Source organism: Alistipes onderdonkii (genome assembly GCF_025145285.1).
GTDB classification, from domain to species: Bacteria; Bacteroidota; Bacteroidia; order Bacteroidales; family Rikenellaceae; genus Alistipes; species Alistipes onderdonkii.
In genome coordinates this window covers 1,869,537-1,888,166 of the sequence record NZ_CP102251.1, presented here as the reverse complement: position 1 = coordinate 1,888,166, position 18,630 = coordinate 1,869,537, and the positions used below count along the sequence as shown (strand labels likewise).

At 60.9% G+C, this 18,630-nt stretch carries 15 protein-coding genes; 13 read left to right on the top strand and 2 right to left on the bottom strand.

Going from position 1 to position 18,630, the window contains the following annotated elements; all coding sequences use genetic code 11:
- The first annotated feature begins 18 nt into the window (after positions 1-18).
- The 12 genes from NQ559_RS07820 to NQ559_RS07765 all read left to right on the top strand — a co-directional run bounded on the left by NQ559_RS07820 (position 19) and on the right by NQ559_RS07765 (position 16,073).
- A complete protein-coding gene (locus NQ559_RS07820) occupies positions 19-1,935 on the top strand; it encodes a S9 family peptidase (RefSeq protein WP_227412515.1) in 1,917 nt (638 codons plus the stop codon).
- A 477-nt stretch (positions 1,936-2,412) separates the two neighbouring features.
- Positions 2,413-3,774 (top strand): MFS transporter, encoded by a 1,362-nt coding sequence (locus tag NQ559_RS07815; protein WP_018696297.1) that lies wholly within the window; start codon positions 2,413-2,415, stop codon positions 3,772-3,774.
- A 141-nt stretch (positions 3,775-3,915) separates the two neighbouring features.
- Positions 3,916-5,046, top strand: a complete 1,131-nt coding sequence (locus NQ559_RS07810) for a S66 peptidase family protein (RefSeq protein ID WP_026318445.1) — start codon at positions 3,916-3,918, stop codon at positions 5,044-5,046.
- A gap of 406 nt (positions 5,047-5,452) precedes the next feature.
- The gene (locus NQ559_RS07805) at positions 5,453-6,844 is read left to right on the top strand and encodes an aminopeptidase P family protein (protein ID WP_018696299.1); all 1,392 of its coding nucleotides are present in this window, start codon (positions 5,453-5,455) and stop codon (positions 6,842-6,844) included.
- A 1-nt stretch (position 6,845) separates the two neighbouring features.
- A complete protein-coding gene (locus tag NQ559_RS07800; protein WP_018696300.1) occupies positions 6,846-7,673 on the top strand; it encodes a phosphorylase family protein in 828 nt (275 codons plus the stop codon).
- Positions 7,666-7,899, top strand: a complete 234-nt coding sequence (locus NQ559_RS07795) for a hypothetical protein (protein ID WP_018696301.1) — start codon at positions 7,666-7,668, stop codon at positions 7,897-7,899. Before NQ559_RS07800 ends, NQ559_RS07795 begins: the two co-directional genes overlap by 8 nt.
- Positions 7,896-8,672 (top strand): 1,4-dihydroxy-6-naphtoate synthase, encoded by a 777-nt coding sequence (locus tag NQ559_RS07790; RefSeq protein ID WP_018696302.1) that lies wholly within the window; start codon positions 7,896-7,898, stop codon positions 8,670-8,672. The genes NQ559_RS07795 and NQ559_RS07790 overlap by 4 nt, the downstream gene beginning before the upstream one ends.
- 32 nt (positions 8,673-8,704) lie before the next feature.
- Positions 8,705-9,181 carry a hypothetical protein gene (locus NQ559_RS07785; RefSeq protein WP_018696303.1) on the top strand — a complete coding sequence of 159 codons (477 nt, stop codon included), beginning with the start codon at positions 8,705-8,707 and terminating at the stop codon, positions 9,179-9,181.
- An 81-nt stretch (positions 9,182-9,262) separates the two neighbouring features.
- Positions 9,263-10,387, top strand: a complete 1,125-nt coding sequence (locus NQ559_RS07780; protein WP_018696304.1) for a DUF418 domain-containing protein — start codon at positions 9,263-9,265, stop codon at positions 10,385-10,387.
- A gap of 169 nt (positions 10,388-10,556) precedes the next feature.
- Positions 10,557-12,713: an elongation factor G2 gene (gene fusA2 / locus NQ559_RS07775; protein ID WP_018696305.1), complete on the top strand. Its 2,157-nt coding sequence runs from the start codon at positions 10,557-10,559 to the stop codon at positions 12,711-12,713.
- A gap of 293 nt (positions 12,714-13,006) precedes the next feature.
- Positions 13,007-15,244 (top strand): inorganic phosphate transporter, encoded by a 2,238-nt coding sequence (locus NQ559_RS07770; RefSeq protein WP_018696306.1) that lies wholly within the window; start codon positions 13,007-13,009, stop codon positions 15,242-15,244.
- A gap of 262 nt (positions 15,245-15,506) precedes the next feature.
- The gene (locus NQ559_RS07765) at positions 15,507-16,073 is read left to right on the top strand and encodes a DUF4924 family protein (protein ID WP_018696307.1); all 567 of its coding nucleotides are present in this window, start codon (positions 15,507-15,509) and stop codon (positions 16,071-16,073) included.
- 214 nt (positions 16,074-16,287) lie between these two features.
- On the opposite strand, the gene NQ559_RS07760 is transcribed toward NQ559_RS07765, so the two are convergent.
- Together NQ559_RS07760 and rpmH are read right to left on the bottom strand one after the other, a co-directional pair.
- A complete protein-coding gene (locus NQ559_RS07760) occupies positions 16,288-16,785 on the bottom strand; it encodes a GNAT family N-acetyltransferase (RefSeq protein ID WP_026318447.1) in 498 nt (165 codons plus the stop codon).
- Between the two features lie 62 nt (positions 16,786-16,847).
- Entirely contained in the window at positions 16,848-17,009 is a 162-nt protein-coding gene (gene rpmH / locus NQ559_RS07755; protein ID WP_018696309.1) for a 50S ribosomal protein L34, read from the bottom strand.
- 246 nt (positions 17,010-17,255) lie between these two features.
- Between rpmH and murA the strand changes: the two genes are divergently transcribed.
- Positions 17,256-18,572, top strand: coding sequence for a UDP-N-acetylglucosamine 1-carboxyvinyltransferase (gene murA, locus NQ559_RS07750; protein WP_018696310.1), 1,317 nt, complete (start codon positions 17,256-17,258; stop codon positions 18,570-18,572).
- The last annotated feature ends 58 nt before the right edge of the window (positions 18,573-18,630 follow it).

Here is an 18,630-nt window from a genome sequence, read left to right as displayed (position 1 = left end):
CCCATGAAAAAACTCTTTATGTTCGCCGCCACGGCAGCCATGCTGGCCGCATGCGCACCCAAGACAGCCCCCGAGTTGCCGATGGAAACCTTCTTCCGCAACTCGGAAAAAACGGGTTACCAGATCTCGCCCGACGGCAAGTATTTCTCCTATATGGCGCCTTACGAAAGCCGCCGCAACATCTTCGTGCAACCTGTCGACGGCAAGGATGCCGTACGCATCACCTCGGAGACAGAGCGCGACCTGGCCGGGTATTTCTGGGCCAACAACAACCGCATCCTCTACCTGAAGGACACGGGCGGCGACGAGAATTTCCAACTCTACGGCGTGGACATCGACGGCAGCAACCCGAAGGCCTATACGGCCATCCCGGGCGTGCGGACACAGATCATCGACCCGCTCGAGGAAATCGACTCGCTGATGATCATCGGCACCAACCAGCGCAACCCGATGATCTTCGACCCCTACCGCCTGAACCTCAACACGGGCGAGATGACGATGCTGTGCGAGAATCCCGGCGACATCCAGAGCTGGCTGACCGACCATGACGGCAAGCTGCGCGTGGCCTACGCCATCGTCGACGGCGTGAACACGCAGATCCGCTACCGCGAAACCGAAGCCGAGCCTTTCCGTCCCGTACTGACGACCAACTTCAAGGAGGGCGTGTCGTTCGCCACCTTCACCCCGGACAACAAGCTGGTTTACGCCATCACTAACCTCGGGCGCGACAAATCGGCACTCGTGCTGATGGATCCCGCGACCTGCGAGGAGCTGGAACAACTCTACACCAACGATAAATACGACCTCGGCGGCCTGTGGTACAGCGACGCGCAGAAGAAACTGCTGGGCGTGTCGTACGAAGGACACAAGGGCAAGACCCGCCACTTCTTCGACAAGGCTACCGAAGAGATGCTCGGCCGGATGGAGAAGCACCTGCGGGGCTATGAAATCGGTATCGGCGGTTCGAACAAAGCCGAGGACAAATACATCGTCTATGCGGGCGGCGACCGCACGATGGGCGCCTACTACTTCTACGACGTGAAAAGCGACACGATGACCAAGCTGGCCGACCTCGCACCGTGGATCGACGAACAACAGATGGCCGAGATGACCCCGGTCACCTATACCTCGCGCGACGGCCTCGAAATCGAGGGATACCTCACGCTGCCCGTCGGCAAGACGCTTCACAACGCCAAGAACCTGCCCGTAGTGGTCAACCCCCACGGCGGCCCGTGGGCCCGCGACTCGTGGGGATTCAACCCCGAGGTGCAGTTCCTGGCCAACCGCGGCTACGCCGTATTGCAGATGAACTTCCGCGGTTCGACCGGCTTCGGGCGCAAATTCACCGAAATCGCCTACGGCAAATGGGGCCAGACCATGCAGGACGACATTACGGACGGCGTGAACTGGCTGATCGAAAAGGGCATCGCCGATCCTTCGAAGATCGCCATCTACGGCGGCAGCTACGGCGGTTACGCCACGTTGCAGGGTATCGTCAAGGATCCCGACCTCTATGCCTGCGCCGTGGACTACGTGGGCGTATCGAACCTCTTCTCGTTCCTGCAAACCATCCCTCCCTACTGGAAACCGATGCTCGACATGATGTACGAGATGGTCGGCAATCCCGAAAAGGACGCTCAAATGCTGCGCGAAAACTCCCCGGCACTCAACGCCGAACGGATCAAAACCCCGCTGCTGGTGGTACAGGGCGCCAACGACCCCCGTGTGAACATCAACGAGAGCAACCAGATGGTCGACGCCCTGCGCAAACGCGGCGTGCATGTCGACTACATGGTCAAGGACAACGAGGGACATGGCTTCCACAACGAGGAGAACCGCTTCGATTTCTATCGCGCGATGGAGAAATTCCTCGGCAAATACCTCAAGGGCATCGAACCCGAGGGCGAAATCGTCCCCGAAAGCAGCCGCCGGTAGTCCCAATACAGACAATCCCTAAAACGAACACAGCCTCATTTTTTAAAATAAAAAGTTCAAATTTCATAGTTGTGTGACGGAGGCCCGGATAATCCCGGGCTTCCGTTTTTTACAGCACGGGAGGGCGGCAGAAACCGCACGGACAGGGCAAAAAACACAAAAGGGAGGAGTGCAGACGGCCGCCACCGACGACTACCGCGGCATCCGGCACCCGCACCGCAGCAGCCGGAGGCGTGGGTGCCGCCAAAACGCAGACCTCGGAGAGAGGCGGCAGGCGGCAGCATCCAGCGGCAGACACGCTACGTGCGGTCAGTAACATCCCCGAAACCGACGGCGAGCCGTTTCCCGCAACCCGGCCGATCCGGCTGCAACCAGCCTGCGGGCCGACCCGAATTTGAATTGAGCCGCGATTAGATTATCTTTGTCCCTGCAATGAACGCTGCATCCCACATAATTCGACCTTACGACGGGCTTCCGATGCCCCGCCGCCTGTGGGCCATCCTGGCCGTAGCGTTCGGCGTCTCGCTGTCGGTGATCGACAGCGCCATCGCCAACGTCGCCCTGCCCACCATCGGACTGGAACTGGGTATCTCGGCGGCCGACTCGATCTGGATCGTCAACGCCTACCAGCTGGCCATCATGGTCTCGCTGCTGTCGTTTTCGGCATTGGGCGACGTGGTGGGTTACCGCAAAGTCTATATCGGCGGCCTGATGCTCTTCACCGTGGCCTCGGTGGGCTGCGCCCTCTCGACATCGCTCCCGACACTGGTGCTGGCGCGCGTGATGCAGGGGTTCGGCGCCGCTGCCGTCACATCAGTCAACACCACGCTTATCCGCATCATCTACCCCAAGGCGCAACTGGGACGCGGCATGGGAATCAACGCCACGGTCGTCGCCGTGTCGTCGGTCGCCGGGCCTACGCTGGCTGCGGGCATCCTCTCCGTCGCCCAGTGGCCGTGGCTCTTCGCCGTGAACATCCCCATCGGGCTGGTGGCGCTGTGGCTGAGCCGCCGCTTCCTGCCGGACAATCCCGTGCGGGTGAGCGCACGCCGTTTCGACTGGCGCGATGCCGTGATGAATGCCCTGACCTTCGGCCTGCTGATGGCTTCGGTCGAAGGATTCTCGCACGGGCTCGACCCGCGCCTGCTCACCCTGGGCATCGCAGCGCTGCTCATCGTCGGGTTCTTCTTCATCCGCAGCCAGCTGCGCGAGCCCTATCCGATCCTGCCGTTCGACCTGCTGCGCATCCCGATCTTTTCGGTTTCGGTCGTCACGTCGATCTGCTCGTTCCTGGGGCAAATGCTGGCCATGGTAGCGCTGCCATTCTACCTGCAACACGAATTCGGCTACGACGAAGTGGCGACAGGGCTGCTGATGACCGCATGGCCGGCCGTGATCATGGTCGTGGCTCCCGTGGCCGGAATGCTCGTCGAGCGCATCCACGCCGGACTGCTCGGCGGGACGGGGCTGACGGCCATGGCCGCGGGACTGTTCCTGCTGGCATTCCTGCCCGAACACCCCGTACCGGGCGACATCGTATGGCGGCTGGTGCTCTGCGGTGCCGGCTTCGGGCTTTTCCAGTCGCCCAACAACAGCATCCTGATCGCCTCGGCTCCGCCCGAGAGGAGCGGAAGCGCCAGCGGCATGCTCGCCACGGCGCGTCTCATAGGCCAGACCACGGGCGCGGCCCTGATGGCGCTGCTGTTCCACATCGTCCCCGACGACAGCACCCACACGGCACTCCTGCTCGCCGGCGGGTTCGCACTCACAGGAGCCGTCGTCAGCCTTACCCGCATCCGGCTACCGCTGCCCGAAGGGTTGACCCGGCAGAAGAAATAACCCCCGGCAGGCAGAACGGCGGACGCTCCGGCAGGTATCCGCCACCGCCCGTGCAACCCGGCACGGCACGCACGGTAAACAGAGAAAACAAACGCCCCAAACACCGCACAGACAACAGACATACCACAACATTGATCCGGCATGAAATACCCCTTTCTCCTCGCCGTCCTGCTCTCCTGCACCGGAACGGCGTCCGCACGACAAACCCCGCCTTCACCCTCCGATACGGCACAACGGGCAACGGCCCCTTTGCAAGCCGACCATGCAACACCCCGCACCCCGCACGCAACCGGCGCGGAGACACCCCCTACACTGCACCCCGACACCGTACAACCACCCGCCCGGACGCAATTCATCCGCCCGCCCTACCTGCGGCCCGGCGACACGGTGGGCATCGTCACCCCGGCGCGGAAACTGTCGGAAAAGGCCGACACGGCGAAGGTGCGCGAGCGCTTCGAATCGTGGGGCCTGAAGGTTAAGTTCGGATCGCATACCGCCGACCGCGAGCAACCCTATTTCGCAGGCACCGATGCCCAGCGCGCCGCCGACCTGCAGGCGATGATCGACGATCCCGGCGTGAAAGCCGTCGTCAGCTTCCAGGGCGGTTACGGCTCGGTACGGCTGCTGCCGCTCATCGACCTCGACCGCCTGCGCGAGCAGCCAAAATGGATCGTCGGGTTCAGCGACGTGACAATGCTCCACCTGGCACTGGGACGGCTGGGCGTTGAGAGCCTCCATGCCACCATGCCGGGCAAGTTCCGCTTCGGCCGCGACGAGACCCCCGAATCGATCGTCTCCGACGAAGCGCTGCGCAGCGCGCTGCTGGGACTGCGGCAGCGTATCGACACCGACCCTCACCCGCTCAACAGCCCGGGCACGGCCCGCGGACGCCTCACGGGCGGCAACCTGGCGATCGTCTGCTCGTCGCTCGGCACACCCGAGGAACCCGACTTCGACGCCCCCACGGTGCTCTTCATCGAGGAGGTCGGCGAACACATGTACCGCCTCGACCGCATGATGCAACAACTCGCCCGGAGCGGAAAGCTCGCCAAATGCAAAGCCATCCTCGTCGGGCATTTTTCCGACATGGCCGGACAAAAACATTTCGGCATCACCGACCCCTACGACATCGTTGCGCAATACGTGCGGCCGCTGGGAATCCCGGTCGTCTTCGGCCTGCCCGCGGGGCACGAAGACCCCAATGTGGCGCTCTACATGGGGCGCGAAGTCACCGTCACGGTGGGCGAAACGGGTGCCGCCATCGAATTCTGACGAAGGAAGCGGGGCGCAGCGGAACGGCCCGACTCCGCCCGGACAGCAGGGCGGCGGGGCAACCGCCCCGGGCAAAGCCGCCGGGCTGCGGCGGAGCGGCGAAAGCCTTCCGCCCCCGGCACCGCCGCAAACCAGTCCCGTTCCTCTGCCGCACGGTCGTAAAACCAGCCTTTCTGCCGCTTGCCGGCGGATACACCGTCCGCCCCGAACGACGGCAGACGTCCCGCTACGCAAAAGCCGTACGCTCCGGGCCATCGCCCTCCGCAAAAAATAAACCCGCCGGGGAACGGGCTTGCCATATTTTTACTATTTTTGTAAAAGGAGGGATACGTAGCCCTGCGAAAGGCGCGGGAAACCGTCCCCGGAAACGAAATACGGATTATCGGAAATCTAAAACACTACGCATATGTTCTCAGCAAAAACCTACGCCGCGCGCCGCAACATGCTGCGCACCAAAATCGGATCGGGCATCGTCCTGTTCCCGGGCAACCCCCTGTCACCCAATAATTACCCGAACAACGCCTACTACTTCCGGCAGGATTCGTCGTTCCTTTACTATTTCGGGCTGAACGTCCCCTCGCTGGCGGGCCTGATCGACGCCGACACGGGCGAAGAGGCACTCTACGGCGACGATTTCACGGTCGAGGACATCATCTGGACAGGCCCGCAGCCCACGTTGCGCGAGCTGGGCGCAAAGGTCGGCATCGCAGCGACATATCCCCTCTCCGAACTCGAGAAACGGCTCCGCAAAGCCATTTCGCTGGGGCGCAAAATCCATTTCCTGCCCCCTTACCGCGGAGAGACAAAGCTTTGGCTGTCGTCGCTGCTGGGTATCAAACCCGCACTGCTGCACGACTACAAGTCGGTAGACCTGATGTTCGCCGTGGCCGAAATGCGCGAGAAAAAGAGCGCCGAGGAGATCGAAGAGATGGAGCGCGCGTTCCAAATCGGCTACAAGATGCACACGCTGGCCATGAAGATGTGCCGCCCGGGCGTCGTCGAGCGCGAAATCGCGGGCGCCATCGAAGGCGTCGCCAAATCCTACGGTTCGGGCGTGTCGTTCCCGTCGATCGTCTCACAGCACGGCGAAACACTGCATAACCTCAACGCCGACGGCGTACTGGAAGAGGGACGTCTGCTGCTGTGCGACGCGGGCGGCGAAACGGTCGACAACTACTGCTCCGACCACACCCGCACCTACCCCGTAAGCGGGAAATTCACGCAGAAACAGAAGGATGTCTACAACATCGTGCTGGCGGCACACGACCATGTGGCCAACATCGTCAAACCGCACATGATGTACTCCGAGATACACAACGCCGCCTACACGACGCTGGCCGAAGGGCTTGCCGGAATAGGGCTGATCAAGGGATCGGCGGCCGACGCCGTGGCCGCGGGTGCCATGACGATGTTCATGCCCCACGGGCTGGGACACGGGCTGGGCATGGACGTGCACGACTGCGAGGCGATGGGCGAGCGGAGCTTCGACTTCTCCTCGATCGCCCAACGCGCCGCCAAGTCCGCGACCTGCATTTACCGTGCGGCGTGGCGCCTCGAACCGGGGACGGTAATGACCGACGAACCGGGGCTCTACTTCATCCCGGCGCTGATCGACAAATGCCGGGCCGAGGGCCTTTACAAGGGGATCGTCAATTACGACGCCCTGGAAGGCTACCGCGACTTCGGCGGCATCCGCATCGAGGACGACATCCTTGTGACGGAGAGCGGGAGCCGTATGCTGGGCGACAAGAAGATACCCGTCACGGTCGAGGAGCTCGAAGCAGTCGTAGGCCGGTAACGTGAAACGGATTTTCATTTTCCCGACCATCGAGGAGGCCAAGGCGTTCATCCTCACCGAGCCCCGCGACCCGGTATTCGTCGGCGGGGTGGGCATGGCCGAAATCGCAGCGGCGACCCTGCGCGCCGTGAAAGCCAAAAAGCCGCAGTTGGTGGTACTGGCCGGCATTGCCGGCGCCTGTGACCGGACATTGCGGCGCGGCGAGGTGGTCGAAGTGGTCTGCGAACGCATAGCGGGCATTCCCGAGCGTTACGCCCGCGAATACGAAACCTCGGGCCCCGACCTGGGACTACCCCTTGCAGCCGGGGTCACCGTCAACCGCTCGGGCGACGGAGCCGCGGCAACGGGCGGGCCGAAAAGCGCGGCGGAAGGCACCGGGCACGCGGCAGGGGATGCCGGGTTCACGGAGCCGCACCCCGGATTTACGGTCGGAGGCGGAGCAGAGCACGCAGCGGAAGGCACCCAACGCCAGACGCCGGGCAATGCCCGAAACCAGCCGGGGAACATAGCGGCTCCCATCGGGTTCGAAACGCCGGACGATATGGAACGCACGGCGCTTGCCACGCAACCCGGAATACCGGACAATGCCGGCAACCCGGCCCAAAGGCCGGAAGGAAGCCCGGAGGATACGCCGCAAGAGTACCTGCCGGAAGTGGAGAACATGGAAGGCGCAGCCTTTTTCGCCGTATGCGACGCGCTGGGCGTCGCATGCTGCCAGATACGCGCCGTGTCGAACTACGTCGGCGAACCCTTCGGCCAGTGGGCTGTGGAGGAGGCCGTCGGGAACCTGACGGAAAAGTTAAACCAAATATTCGAAAGCAATGAATAAAAATTGGATGCTCTGGGCGGGACTGATCCTGATACTGGTCGTCTTCATCCTGGTCTGGCAATTCGCCCCCGCCATCCAGCGGTGGCTGGCCAACGTATTTATCGACATCATCGTCCTCGTGCTGACTTTTGCCGCCGGATGGCTGCTGGGCCGTTTCGGGGGTAAACGCAACCGCAGCGACAACGAGAAAAACGCCCGCAACATCACCGAGGCGCAGAAACAGTGAGGCTGAAACTGCACATCTCACCCTGCCCGAACGACACTTTCATGTTCGACGCGCTCGTTAACGGCCGCATCGACACGGGCAGCCTGCGCTTCGAGGTCGAATACCACGACATCGAGGAGCTGAACCGCGGTGCCGGGCTGGGACGTGCCGACATCAGCAAGATAAGTTGCGCCGTGCTGCCCGCCATCGCGGAACACTACGTGCTGCTCGACAGCGGTGCGGCACTCGGACGCGGCAACGGGCCGTTGCTGGTACGCCGCGCAGGCGATACGCGGCCGATACGCCGTGTGGCCGTCCCGGGGCTGCACACCACGGCCAATGTCCTGATGGGCAAACTCTTCCCCGAAATCGAAGAGCGTACACCGCTGCTCTTCTCCCGAATCGCGGCTGCCGTCGAGCGGGGCGATTTCGACGCCGGGGTACTTATCCATGAGGGCCGCTTCGTCTACCGTGAACGGGAACTGGAACTGGTCGCCGACCTCGGGCAGTTGTGGGAGCAGCGGACGGCGCTGCCGCTGCCGCTGGGCGGGATCGCAGCCCGGCGCAGCCTGCCGGACGAGGTGCGGCACGAGGCCGAACGCCTGCTGCGCACGAGCATCGAATACGCCTTCACCCATCCCGAAGCTTCGCGCACCTATATAAAACAGCACGCACAGGAGCTGGATGACAAGGTGATCGACGCACATATCGCGCTCTTCGTGAACGGGTACTCGCTCTCGCTGGGCGACGAAGGCCGCCGTGCCGTCGAGGCGCTGACGGGAGTGATCCCCTGAGCAACCGCCGGCCACCTCCAATACGTTCCGTTATGAAGTCCGTTTTATTATTGTTTCCGCTCCTGATCACCGCGGTTCGCGCAACGGGCGAGACGCCCCTGCGGCAGGCCGCCAACGGGAGCCGGGTACGCTTCCTCGGGCTGCGGACATTCGACAATCCCGTCGTCGTAGGGATGGAAAAGAACGGCAACAAAACCACCCTCCGCAGGAAAACAGCCGGCGGGGCGGGCGGTTACGAGCCCGGAAAAATCGCGGCGGACGAGAGCAAAACCCTCGGCAGGCAGGCATGGCTGGAGTACATGGCCCGGTTGCAAAAGGCCGGCTGCAGGCAGATGGATACGACAGACAAAGGCCTGATGGGTTTCGACGGCTCGCAAAGGCTCCCGGGAGTAAATCTGAACGGACAATGCCACCCCGTCGACCGATGGTGCGGACGCGGTATCCGGGAACTGCACCTGCCGCTCTTCCGGCTGACCGGAATGGAAATACCCGGCAACGACATATATTAGGGAACGCCCCGGCAACCCGGAACATACAGCCTACGGCGACAACGAACTATTACGAAGCAACCCCAAACCCCGCAATATCCCATGTACCGCACGACAAACCGCCCCAACACCCGTATCGAAGTGGCCGACGCACTGCGCGGCATCGCCGTGGCAGGGATCATCCTGTTTCACGCCCGCGAGCATTTCAACCTCTACTGGAGCGCCCTCGACCTGCCCCGCGCCGGATTCGGCAGCTGGGAACAGCCCGTGGCCGATATGCTGGGATTCCTGCTTTCGGGCAAGATGTACGCCATCTTCGCATTGCTGTTCGGGCTGAGCTTCTTCATCCAGAGCGACAACCAGGCACAGCGGGGCAACGACTTTTCGCTGCGCTTCGCATGGCGCATGGTGCTGCTGTTCGGCATCGGGCTGGTCAACGCGGCGATCTACAACGGCGACGTACTGACCTACTACGCCCTTTTCGGGCTGCTGATGATTCCCATCGGCAAGCTCCCCAACCGATGGGTGTGGGTCATCGCGGCCCTGCTTTTCATCCAGCCGCTCGAACTCTGGCAGTATTTCAGCGGACATACGCTCTCGATCCGCGGCATCGAAGGCATGGAGACCCTCTATCCCACCCTCGCCACGGGCACCTTCGCCGAGAGCGCCCGCGTGAGCCTGCTCTACGGCCCGCTCAGTTCGTTCGGCTGGGGACTGGAACACGGACGCGGCACGCAGACGCTGCTGATGTTCGTATTGGGCATGCTGGCCGGCCGCTACCGGCTCTTCTACGACGAAGGGCAGCACAGACGCATCTGGGGCGGGCTGCTGGCCGTGGGCATCGCGGGCACGTGGCTCGTACCGTTCGAGGCGATGCGCAACCTGATGACGGCCACGGCGATCGTTTCGACGGTCGTCCTGCTGTGGTACGGCTGGCCGGGGTTCCGCCGGGCGCTGCACGGCATGACCTTCTTCGGGCGCATGAGCCTGACCAACTACCTGTTGCAATCGCTGCTCGGCACGGCGCTCTTCTACAACTGGGGGCTGGGGCTTTACCGCCACGTGGACGTGATCTACGGCACGCTGGCAGGCGTGGGAATCATCCTGGTACAGTATCTCTTCTGCCGCCTCTGGCTGCGGCGCCATACGCACGGCCCCGTCGAATGGGTATGGAAAAAGCTCACATGGATCGACCTCCCGCTTTTCGACCGTAAAATCGCCTCCTGAGGGCGATTTTTTCGTGTCGCCGTTTGGTTATCCCGATTTTTTTGTATATTTATAGTCGGCTAATCGGAAAATGCTCCGCAGCACGACTTTCCGTTCCGGGAACCCGGCTCCGCGAAGTACTCCCGACGATGCCCCGCACCACCGCAAAACCTTAAAACCATACGGGAATATGAAAAACTATTCAGCAAAAGAAATTAAAAACATCGTACTCATCGGCGCGCCCGGCACGGGAAAAACTACCCTTGCCGAAGCGATGGCCTTTGAGGGTAAGGTCATCGACCGCAGGGGTAGTATCGAGGCGAACAACACGCTCTCGGACAATACGGATATCGAGCACGAATACAAACGCTCGATCTATTCCACGATCCTCTTCACCGAATTCATGGATCGCAAGCTGAACATCATCGACTGCCCGGGCTCGGACGACTTCTGCGGAAGCCTCTTCTCGGCATTCAAGGTAGGCGACGTGGGCGTATTCCTGTTCAACGCACAGAACGGCTGGGAGGTCGGCAGCGAGATCCAGGCCCGCTATGCACGCCTGCTGAAAAAGCCCGTCATCGGCGTGGTGAACCAACTCGATGCCGAGAAAGCCAATTTCGAAGCCACGATCGAGTCGATCAGGGCCGCATCGCGCGTGAAGCCCGTCATCGTACAGTACCCCGTCAACCAGGGGCCTGAGTTCAACGCCTTCATCGACGTGCTGCTGATGAAGATGTACCGTTTCAAGGACAACGACGGCCACCGCGAGGAGCTGGAGATTCCCGCCGACGAGATGGACAAGGCGCAGGAACTGAACAAGGAGCTGGTCGAAATGGCCGCCGAACACGACGAAGCGCTCATGGAGCTCTATTTCGACAAGGGTACGCTCACGCAGGACGACATCCGCGCCGGACTGAAGATCGGCCTGGCCAAGCGTGAACTGATGCCGATTTTCTGCACCAGCGGCAAGCGCGACATCGGCACCAAGCGCCTGATGGAGTTCATCATCAACGTGGCACCCGGCCCGCTGAAGGCTCCGTGTTTCCTCTCGACCGAGGGCGAGGAGATCGCCGCCGACGAGACGGCACCCGCCGTGGCGTTCGTCTTCAAGAGTCAGGTCGAACAGCATATCGGGGAGATCACCTATTTCCGCGTCATCCGCGGCAGGATCGCCGAAGGTACCGAGCTGGTAAATACCCGCACGGGCAACAAGGAGAAGATTTCGCAGTTGTTCGCCGTTGCGGGCAAGAACCGCATCAAGGTCACGGAGCTGTCGGCCGGCGATATCGGCTGCACGGTGAAGCTCAAGGGCACGCGTACCAACGACACGCTCTCGGCTGCTTCGGCACCGGTCAGCATCGAACCCATCGTCTTCCCCGAACCGCGCTACCGCGCCGCCGTGAAGGCCAAGGAGCAGGGCGACGAGGAGAAACTGGGCAAGGTCTTGAACGATGCCAAGTTCGAAGACCCGACGATCCTGGTTGAATACTCCAAAGAGTTGAAACAGACCATCATACAAGGCCAGGGAGAACATCATCTGAACATCCTGCGCACGCGCATCGAGAAGGAGAACAAACTCTCCTATGACTATATCGCACCGAAGATTCCCTACCGTGAAACCATCACCAAAGTTGCGCAGGCCGATTACCGCCACAAGAAACAGTCGGGCGGCGCCGGACAGTTCGGTGAAGTGCACATGATCATCGAGCCCTACTACGACAACATGCCCGAACCCAAGAACTACAAGGTTCCCGGCAAGGGCGACATGGTCGTGAACCCCAAGACCAAGGAGGAGTACGACCTGGCATGGGGCGGCAAGCTGCAATTCTACTCGGCGATCGTGGGCGGCGCCATCGACGCACGCTTCATGCCCGCCATCCTGAAGGGTATCATGGAGAAGATGGACGAAGGCCCGCTGACGGGTTCTTACGCCCGCGACATCCGCGTGGTGGTCTACGACGGAAAGATGCACCCGGTGGATTCGAACGAGATTTCGTTCAAACTGGCGGCGCGCAACGCCTTCAAGGAGGCTTTCCGCAACGCGGGCCCCAAGATCATGGAGCCGATCTACAATGTCGAGATACTCGTCCCGAGCGACTACATGGGCGCCGTGATGTCCGACTTGCAGAACCGCCGCGCGATGATAGCCGGAATGGAGTCCGACAAGGGCTTCGACCGTCTGAACGCCATGGTTCCGCTGGCTGAGCTGTACCGCTACTCGACGACACTCTCGTCGCTGACGTCGGGTTCGGCCACCTATACGATGAAATTCTCGTCCTACGAGCAGGTTCCGGCCGACGTGCAGGACAAGCTGCTGAAGGCTTACACCGACACCGACGAGGAGTAATTCCCGGCAGTGGGGCAATACGGGGGGGGGTATTCCCCCTTCCGGACAGGGGCGGGCACGATTGCCCGCCCTTTTTCGCCGCCGGGAACCGGCAGTCCCCGCCTCCGCCCACCGGCGCTCCGCACGCCCTGCGGTATGGCGTATGCCTCAATCCGCCCGGCATCCCGGCATATCCCGCGCGGCCGCAACGAACAGAGCCGCCTCATGTTAAGTTAATGTTAACAATCGGTGCCAAAACCGTTTCATCGGAAAAAATGGCGTAAATTTGTTCACAATTTGCACTAAACCCCAACATGAGCGAAATCTACACCGTAATCGTAGTTATTCTGGGAATCCTCGCCATTTCAGGTCTTTTCGTCGGCGTCACGAACGACGCAGTCAACTTCCTCAACTCTGCCATCGGCTCCAAGGCCGCTTCGATGCGGGTCATCCTCACCGTCGCCTCGGTCGGCATTATCGTCGGCGTAGTCACGTCGAGCGGCATGATGGAGGTGGCCCGAAGCGGCATGTTCAATCCCGGACTGTTCACATTCCACGAGGTCATGATGTTATACCTGGGCGTGATGTTCGCCAACATCATCCTGCTGGATCTCTACAACTCGTGGGGCCTGCCCACCTCGACCACCGTCTCGCTGATCTTCTGCCTGCTGGGCTCGGCCATCGCCGTGTCGATCTACAAGATCTCGAACGACCCGGCGCTGGGCGTCGGTTCGCTCGGGCATTTCATCAACACCTCCCGCGCCATGGGCATCGTTTCGGCAATCCTGCTGTCGGTGGTAATCGCCTTCACCTGCGGTACGATCGTCATGTATGTTTCGCGTACGATCTTCTCGTTCCGCTATACGGTGGTCTTCCGCCGCTTCGGGTCGCTGTGGTGCGGCGCATCGCTCACGGCAATCATCTATTTCGCCGTCTTCAAGGGGCTCAAGTCGCTGCTCGCCGACCATGCCTTCATCGAAATGGTCGACCGGCACCTGCTGCTGTCGCTTTTCATCTGCTGGGTGGCATGTTCCGTGCTGCTGTTCTTCATCCAGCGGTTCAAAATCAACATCCTGCGCATCACGATCCTGTCGGGTACGTTCGCACTGGCACTGGCCTTTGCGGGCAATGACCTGGTGAACTTCATCGGCGTGCCCGTCGCCGGGTTCGACGCCTTCTCGATCGCCAAACATTCGGGCGATCCGCAGATGATGATGGGAGCCCTGAGCGAGAACGTCCCAGCCAATTTCCTGATCCTTTTGGCCGCGGGCGCCATCATGATACTCACGCTCTGGACTTCGAAAAAGGCCATGCACGTCTCCGAGACAGAGTTGTCGCTCTCAGCGGCACAGGGAGACGAAGGCCCCGAACAGTACGGCTCGTCGGTCATGTCGCGCACGATCGTCCGCGCAGCGCTCAACATCAACGCCGGCATCGAACGGGTCATCCCCCCGCGCGTACGAGCCGCCGTCTCACGCCGGTTCGAATACGAGGACATCGAACATAGCGGTGCCCCCTACGACATGATCCGCGCCACGGTCAACCTCACGACCTCGGCCATGCTGATCGCCATAGCCACTTCGCTCAAACTCCCCCTGTCGACCACTTACGTCTGCTTCATGGTGGCCATGGGTTCGTCGCTCGCAGACCGCGCTTGGGGCCGCGAAAGCGCCGTATACCGCATCTCGGGCGTCATGACCGTCATCGCCGGGTGGTTCATCACGGCATTGGGCGGGTTCCTGATCGCCTTCGCCGTCGGGCTCGCCCTGATCTACGGCGGCACGATCGCCTTCATCATCGTCACGGTACTATGCGGATACATGCTCATCCACAGCAATTTCATCAAGAAAAGCAAAGCCTCCGCCGCCCCTGCCGCAGCCGGGGTGAAACCCCTGTCCTCCGAAGACATCATCGTCAACCTGCGCGACGAGGTGTGCCGCACGATGGAGTCGGCAACAAAGATCTACGACCGTACGCTGATCGCCGTATTCAAGGAGAACCGCAAGGTGCTGCGCGACATGGTCAAAGAGTCGAACGACCTCTTCTACCAGTCACGCGAACGCAAATACACGCTGCTGCCCACGCTCAAAAAGCTCCAGAGCAGCGACGTCAACACGGCCCACTACTACGTGCAGGTGGTCGATTACCTCAACGAAATGACCAAGGCGCTGATGCACATCACGCGCCCGGCGTTCGAACACATCGACAACAACCACGAAGGGCTTTCGAAGGAGCAGGCCAAAGACCTCATGTCGATCAACGACGACGTGGAGTCGATCTACCGACATATCAACCAGATGCTGCGCGACGGCGATTTCTCGGAGATCGAGATGGTGCTCACGCTGCGCGACCAACTGTTCGAGTCGATCGCCGAGGCCATCAAATCGGAGCTTTCGCGCATCAACGAAGCCCGCTCGAATACCAAGGCCAGCATGTTGTACCTGACGATCCTCACCGAAACCAAGAACATGGTGCTGCAATCGCGCAACCTGCTCAAATCACAGCAATATTTCCTCAAGCACCGCACGGGGCCGCAGAAGTGGATTAAATAACGGCTACGTATAAATCCCTGCATTCCGTTTGCAGCGGGATAAGAGCAGACGCGGCAACGAGCGCCCGGAGCAGGCAGGCGTAAAGCGCAGTCGTTCGGAACCGTTCGGAGAAAAACCGCGAACACTCCGCCAAAACGGCTTGCAGATGATTTTAGCCACCTTTTGTCACCCAAAGGTACTCGATTGCTTTTTTGCAGAGAAAACACATAACCGCTTCCTGCACGAAAGCACACGACAGGTTACACAAAAAAACGCATACGACATGGATATAGCACAGGTCAAGCGGCGGGAGAACATCGCCGAATACATCCTTTACCTCTGGCAGTTGGAAGACCTGCTGCGGGCGCTGCAATTCAGCCCCGAGGCGATTTTCTCGACGCTGATCGCCCCCCGCAAGGACATCGCCGAGGAGCAGAAGCACGTCTACCTGCTGTGGTACATGGACATCGCCAACCTCCTGCATCAGGAAGGCAAGGACGAGAAAGGGCACTTGGAGCATACGCTCCACCTGATCGGCGACCTGCACGACCTGCACCTGCAATTGATGAAGCTGCCCGTCGGCGCACATTACCGCCAGACCTATGCGAAGCTGGAGCCCGAGCTGCCGCGCCTGCGCGCCGTACTGGGCAATCCCGGCATGAACGACACGGAACTCTGTTTCCGCGCACTCTACGCGGCGATGCTCTACCGCATCAAGGGCGAGGGTGACAAGCAGGCCGTCACCGACACGCTCGAATACATCTCGCCCGTCATCGCCGAGCTGGCAGACATGTACGGCAAAGTCGAACGCGGAGAAATCGACCTGTTCAAGACCGACACGGCGAAATAGACCGTTCCGGGGCCGACGCAGCCAAACAGCGCATGCCGGGCACCCGAAGCGGGATACCGGCATCGGGCAACAGCCCCGCCACCGAAGACTCCGGCAGCCCGGGAAGGGCCGAGAGCCGCGCCAAATCACCTGCGACCGGCCTCCACGCGAAAAAACGGACGCCCACAAAGGCATCCGTTTTTATCTTGCGAACCGCAGCAGCGACGCGCCGGCCCTACTTTATATCCAACCCCATGATATAGTCGTTCATATAATATCCGTCACCGATCGGGAAATCGCCTTCGCGCAGTTTGCGCATCCCCATCCGCTCGTAAAAGTGCAGCGCCCGGTTGTTGCGGTTGACGTTCAGCTCCATGCGGCAAGGCGCAGGATGCACCGAACGAATATATTCCACGGCATGGCGGAACAGGAATTCCCCGGCACCGATTCCCTGGAAGCGGGGAAGGACATAGATTTTCTGCAAATGGAAAAGGTCTTCGGCCTCGTGCTGCACCGAAAGGTAACCGCACGGTTCGCCGTCGGCCGAGGCGATGAACCAGGCGAACTCCCCGCACATCTCGCGCGCAAGCACCTCCGCCCCGTACATCCACTCCATCATATACTCCATCTGCGACGGGGTGATGATCCCGCGGTAGGTCGCAGGGAACACCTCGTCGGCAAGGCGGCGTATCAGGGCGCAATCGGCCTCACAGGCCCGTCGTATCGTCAGCATCATCTGGAACAATAAAAAAGGCCGGCACGAAAGCCGACCTCTTAGTCATTTTCCCGCAGGAATTAAGCGTACTTGAACGTCGACTCGTCCGATACGGTCAGCTTCTTGCGACCTTTTGCGCGACGTGCAGCCAGCACCTTGCGGCCGTTCGCCGTAGCCATACGGCTGCGGAAACCGTGCTTGTTGATTCTCTTCCGGCGCGAGGGCTGGTAAGTTCTCTTCATTGCCATAGCTATATAATTTTTGTTGTTTCAGACATTTTTACGGATTGCAAAAGTACAACAAAAAAGTTATCCGCAAAAATTTTTCAAGAAAATATTTCAAAAAGCCGGGTAAAAAGCATGAAATCTTTTTATCTTTGTCAACGAGAGAGTGGCCGCCGACAAAGCCGCATGTCCGCACGGGACATGTCCGCACGGCAGGGGCGGCTTACGGCGGGAAACGGTTCCTGCCGTTAATTTTCACGGATTATGGCGATTTTCAAAGTCGAAGGAGGCCATCGGCTCCACGGCAGCATCACGCCCCAGGGCGCCAAGAACGAAGCGTTGCAGATACTCTGCGCCACGCTGCTGACCCCCGAACGGGTCACGGTGCACAACATTCCCCAGATCCTCGACGTCATGCAGCTCATCGAACTGCTGCGGCGCATGGGCGTCGAGGTCGAACAACTCGCGGAGGATACATACAGTTTTTGCGCCCGCGAAATAGATTTCGACTACCTCCGCACGGAGGACTACCGGCAACGCTGCACGCGCCTGCGCGGCTCGGTGATGCTCATCGGCCCCATGCTGGCGCGCTTCGGCGTGGGTTACATACCCAAACCCGGCGGCGACAAAATCGGCCGGAGGAGGCTGGACACCCATTTCCTCGGGTTCCAGAAGCTGGGTGCGAAGTTCAATTTCGACATCGCCGACGAATTTTTCATGGTCGAGGGCCGCGAGTTGAAAGGAACCTACATGCTGCTGGACGAAGCATCGGTGACCGGTACGGCCAACATCGTGATGGCCGCCGTGATGGCCAAGGGCTTCACGACGATCTACAACGCCGCCTGCGAACCCTACCTGCAACAGTTGTGCAAGATGCTCAACCGCATGGGCGCACGCATCTCGGGCATCGCCTCGAACCTGCTGACCATCGAGGGCGTCGAGTCGCTCGGCGGCACGGAGCACACGCTGCTGCCCGACATGATCGAGGTGGGCAGCTTCATCGGCATGGCCGCCATGAACCAGTCGGAACTGACGATCCGCAACGTATCGTTCGAGAACCTGGGCATCATCCCGGCGCAGTTCGCCCGCATGGGCATCCGTTTCGAGCAGCATGACGATGACATCTATATCCCGCAGCAGGAACATTACAGCATCGACACCTTCCTCGACGGGTCGATCATGACGATCGCCGACGCCCCGTGGCCGGGGCTTACACCCGACCTGCTGTCGATCTTCCTCGTGGTGGCGACGCAGGCCAAAGGTGCCGTGCTGATCCACCAGAAGATGTTCGAAAGCCGCCTGTTCTTCGTCGACAAGCTGATCGACATGGGGGCGCAGATCATCCTCTGCGACCCGCACCGTGCCACGGTCATCGGCCACGACCACCGCATCCGCCTGCGGGCCACGCGCATGACCTCGCCCGACATACGTGCGGGTGTGGCGCTGCTGATCGCCGCCATGTCGGCCGAAGGGGTTTCGACGATCCAGAATATCGACCAGATCGACCGCGGCTACAAGGACATCGACGGGCGTCTGAACGCCCTCGGCGCACGGATTACGCGCATCGACGACTGCGAATAAGAGGGAAGGCCAAACGGCAGCGCCGCAGCGGGGAACAAGACTGAAACAAGATTAAGAA

Coding starts and splice junctions, on each gene's coding strand:
- NQ559_RS07820 (WP_227412515.1), top strand. CDS start 19: ATGTTCGCCGCCACGGCAGCCATGCTGGCCGCATGCGCACCCAAGACA.
- NQ559_RS07815 (WP_018696297.1), top strand. CDS start 2,413: ATGCCCCGCCGCCTGTGGGCCATCCTGGCCGTAGCGTTCGGCGTCTCG.
- NQ559_RS07810 (WP_026318445.1), top strand. CDS start 3,916: ATGAAATACCCCTTTCTCCTCGCCGTCCTGCTCTCCTGCACCGGAACG.
- NQ559_RS07805 (WP_018696299.1), top strand. CDS start 5,453: ATGTTCTCAGCAAAAACCTACGCCGCGCGCCGCAACATGCTGCGCACC.
- NQ559_RS07795 (WP_018696301.1), top strand. CDS start 7,666: ATGAATAAAAATTGGATGCTCTGGGCGGGACTGATCCTGATACTGGTC.
- NQ559_RS07785 (WP_018696303.1), top strand. CDS start 8,705: ATGAAGTCCGTTTTATTATTGTTTCCGCTCCTGATCACCGCGGTTCGC.
- NQ559_RS07780 (WP_018696304.1), top strand. CDS start 9,263: ATGTACCGCACGACAAACCGCCCCAACACCCGTATCGAAGTGGCCGAC.
- fusA2 (WP_018696305.1), top strand. CDS start 10,557: ATGAAAAACTATTCAGCAAAAGAAATTAAAAACATCGTACTCATCGGC.
- NQ559_RS07770 (WP_018696306.1), top strand. CDS start 13,007: ATGAGCGAAATCTACACCGTAATCGTAGTTATTCTGGGAATCCTCGCC.
- NQ559_RS07765 (WP_018696307.1), top strand. CDS start 15,507: ATGGATATAGCACAGGTCAAGCGGCGGGAGAACATCGCCGAATACATC.
- NQ559_RS07760 (WP_026318447.1), bottom strand. CDS start 16,785: ATGCTGACGATACGACGGGCCTGTGAGGCCGATTGCGCCCTGATACGC.
- rpmH (WP_018696309.1), bottom strand. CDS start 17,009: ATGAAGAGAACTTACCAGCCCTCGCGCCGGAAGAGAATCAACAAGCAC.
- murA (WP_018696310.1), top strand. CDS start 17,256: ATGGCGATTTTCAAAGTCGAAGGAGGCCATCGGCTCCACGGCAGCATC.